Origin of the sequence: Noviherbaspirillum denitrificans (assembly GCF_002211445.1) — a bacterium.
GTDB lineage: Bacteria > Pseudomonadota > Gammaproteobacteria > Burkholderiales > Burkholderiaceae_D > Noviherbaspirillum > Noviherbaspirillum denitrificans.
In genome coordinates this window covers 1691946-1695164 of sequence record NZ_LSTO01000001.1, presented here as the reverse complement: position 1 = coordinate 1695164, position 3219 = coordinate 1691946, and the positions used below count along the sequence as shown (strand labels likewise).

Below are 3219 nucleotides of genomic sequence, written 5' to 3'. Positions count from 1 at the left end.
TCCGCGTTCCTGCGCGAACCGCCGCATCGCTTCCGCCTTGCCTGCGCCGATCAACTGCGGCGGGATGATGTGTCCGGTGTACACGCCCGCCTCCGATGCAAGTGTGGTGGCAAGGCAGGCATCGAATTCAAGGTGTCGCAGCAGGGGACGAAGAATCTCGTGTGACGATCCCGAGACCGCGACAAGCAGGAAGCCTTCATCCCGCAGCTGCTCGGCCAACTCCCGCGCAGAAGCGATCCAGAGGCTGTCGCCGAATTGTGCAAGCGCCGCGGCAAACCATTGCTCCGCCAGCTGCGACACGGCGTCGACGCGTCGCCCGCGAAAGCTTTCATAGAAGCGGCGATTCAAGGCGGAACGATCCTCGCTTCCATTGCACGAGTGGAGGTCGGCGACGAACTCCGCCATGTTCGCAAATGTACCTGTGTGCGACGATGCATTGGCATAGAAATATGCCTGGAACGCAAACATCGACTTCAGGTTAAGCAGCGTGTTGTCGACATCGAAGAACGCTGCCGTACAGGATTTACGCCGCATTGCGCACCTCCTGCGGCAGTCCTGCAATGCCGCGCCGACTGAAATAGTGCTCCACTTCCTCCGCTGACCAGCAACGCGATGATAGCGCGCAGTAGCCGTCCGGCCGCGACAGCAACATTGCCTTGCCATCGGCAGCCAGCGCATGCAGCACGCTGCCGTCGCGATCGTCGGCCATGCGCCAGCCAGCGGGCAAGCGCGCGTCCGATCCTGCTGTTTCACGCGTGACCACCACGATCTGCAGGAATGGATGACGTGCACCCATGGCCTCGTCGAACTGCTGCAACTCGACATGTGCCTGCGCATCCAGCCGGTCCTTGAGCAACAGGAGCGTGAATTGTGTTCCATGCACGAGACTGGCGAGCGGCATGCAAGCGTCGCCTTGCGACAGCCAGGCGTGCGGAATGCGGCCCCCGGGCGGCGGCAAGCCGGACGCGCCATCTCCCGCCAGCGCGCCATCCTCGCCATAGGTTTGCAACATGCCGGCCAGCAGGCGCGGCAATTGTTTCTGCACGCGGCTGCCGCGATTGAACAGCGGCGTCAGCAGCCGCCGCAACAGTCGGCGCGGCAGCGATGTGTCCGTGATGAATCGCGTCGTCTTTGCGGTCACTTCCGCAATGCGGCGCGCGATGGCTTCGCGTTCCGACCGGTAGGTCTGCAGCAATCCATGCTGCGCCCATCCCCTCTCCACATAGGCGAGCTTCCAGGCAAGGTTGAAGGCATCCTGCAAGCCGGTATTGAGTCCTTGCGCACCCAAAGGACTGAACAAGTGAAAGGCGTCGCCCGCCAGGATCACACGTTGCCGGAGCGCCGTCTCCGCCAGGCGGTGATAGAAGGGTGCGCACGTCAGCCATTGCGGCGAGTGCACGCGGATGCCGCCCGGGCCGTTGGCGTCAACGATGCACTGCAATTCTTCCAGGGTCGCTTCGGGACGCGCATCGCCCTGGAAATCCGTGTAGCGCCGGTCCGTCTGCGCAATGATGCGGTGCATGCCGCCGGGCATCGGAACGACCAGCAGGTAGCCCTTGGCGGAGAGGAAGAATTGCAATTCCGATTTCGGCCCGTCCCAGTCGATCGCCACGTCGCCGAGAATGAATGCCTTGCCGAAATCGCCGCCGGGAAATCCAATCCCCGCCATGTCGCGCACCGCACTGCGGCTGCCGTCGGCACCGACCAGCCAGTTGCATTCGACGCGCTCCTCGCGGCCGTCGGCATGCGTAATCCGGATCACTGCAGGACGGCCGGGCGCGGCAGGATCGCCCTGCTCCTCGATCGCTGCCAGCGCGGTGCCCCACTCCACTTCGCCACCCAACTCCTCCAGCCGGTCGAGCAGGCGGCGCTCGGTCCGGCTTTGCGGCAAGCCCAGCACGAATCCGTAGGGCGAACCGATTTCGTCGAAGCGCGCCGACAGGATGGTGCGTCCCGCCTCGTTCACACGGAAGCCGCGCATCGGAAAACCGTCGTCGAGCAAGCGGGCGGTCAATCCCAGCGCATGCATGCTTTCCAACGTGCGTGCATGCATGCCGATGGCTTTCGACCAGGGCGTCGGCCCAGCGCTCTTGTCGATGATGCGCACCGCCATGCCATGGCTGCGCAGCAAGGCGGCCAACGCCAGGCCCACGGGCCCCGCGCCACAAATGAAAACTGACATTCTTTGGCTTTTCATGTAGATTTTTTGTTAACTTTTTCGGTGCAATTATGCCAACACCACGACGCGCCGGATATCCTCAACCCAGCCCTCCTTGCCCATGAAAAAAAACAGGACCAAGTCGGTGGACCTGAATCTGTTCAAAGTCTTCGCCGCCGTCTACAACCTGAAGAACCTGACGCATGCCGGCGACCAGCTTGCGCTGACGCAGCCGGCCGTCAGCCGTTCCCTAGACCGCCTGCACCACCTGTTCAACGAGCGCCTGTTCATCCGCACCGAAGGGGAAATGCGCCCGACGCGCACCGCCGAAATGCTCGCGCCGCTGATCCTCGAAGGCCTGGCCATGCTGGAAACCGCGGTAGCCACCAGCGTCGACTTCAATCCCCAGGAACTGGCCGTCACGCTCAAGCTGGGTGGCAACGACTATGTGTCCTCGGTCATCCTGCCCAGCCTGGTCGCACGCCTCAACAAGTCGGCGCCCTCGGTATTCCTTGCCACCATTCCCTGCACCTATCTCGACGCATCGAGCCTGTTCCAGCGCAATGTGATCGACTGCGCGATCACATCCTCGCTGCCCTCGGGTGAACGCATGGCGGCGCAACCCCTGTTCCGCGAAGACTATGCCGTCATCGGCGCGATCGACCATCCGCTGCTCAAGGATGGCCAGCCGCTCGACCTCGAAACCTACCTGTCCTGCGAGCACATCCTCGTGTCCTACACCGGCAGCCGCGACGGCTGGGTCGATGAGCGGCTTGCCGAGATGGGACGCCGCCGCCGCGTGATCGCGTCCACGCACATGTTCCTGACGGTGCCGCACATCATCCATTCCACGCCTTACCTGTGCACCCTGCCGCGGCAGCTGGCGATGCAGTTCGCCAAGGCGCACCCGATCCGCGTTTCCGAACTGCCTTTCGAAAGCCAGACCCACCTGTTCCACCTGGTGTGGCCGCGGCACCAGTCGCGCAACCCGATCTCGACCTGGCTGCGCGGACAAATCCTCGAGACTTGCGCCGAACTGGGGCAATCGCGGATCCTGCGCG

General features: G+C 63.4%; 3 protein-coding genes. 1 reads left to right on the top strand and 2 read right to left on the bottom strand.

The features are described from left to right. A partial coding sequence (locus AYR66_RS29485) for an HAD family hydrolase (RefSeq protein WP_206047110.1) occupies window positions 1-534 on the bottom strand: 534 nt, incomplete at its 3' end. Continuing rightward, window positions 524-2182 (bottom strand): FAD-dependent monooxygenase, encoded by a 1659-nt coding sequence (locus tag AYR66_RS08430; protein ID WP_170942095.1) that lies wholly within the window; start codon window positions 2180-2182, stop codon window positions 524-526. The genes AYR66_RS29485 and AYR66_RS08430, both read right to left, overlap by 11 nt. A 121-nt stretch (window positions 2183-2303) precedes the next feature. Here AYR66_RS08430 and AYR66_RS29480 point away from each other — a divergent pair. Beyond that, window positions 2304-3219 (top strand): LysR family transcriptional regulator (locus AYR66_RS29480; RefSeq protein WP_206047109.1); only part of this gene is annotated, 916 nt, incomplete at its 3' end.

Excerpts from the sequence above, each read along its gene's own strand:
- AYR66_RS08430 (WP_170942095.1), bottom strand. The coding sequence starts at position 2,182 with ATGTCAGTTTTCATTTGTGGCGCGGGGCCCGTGGGCCTGGCGTTGGCC.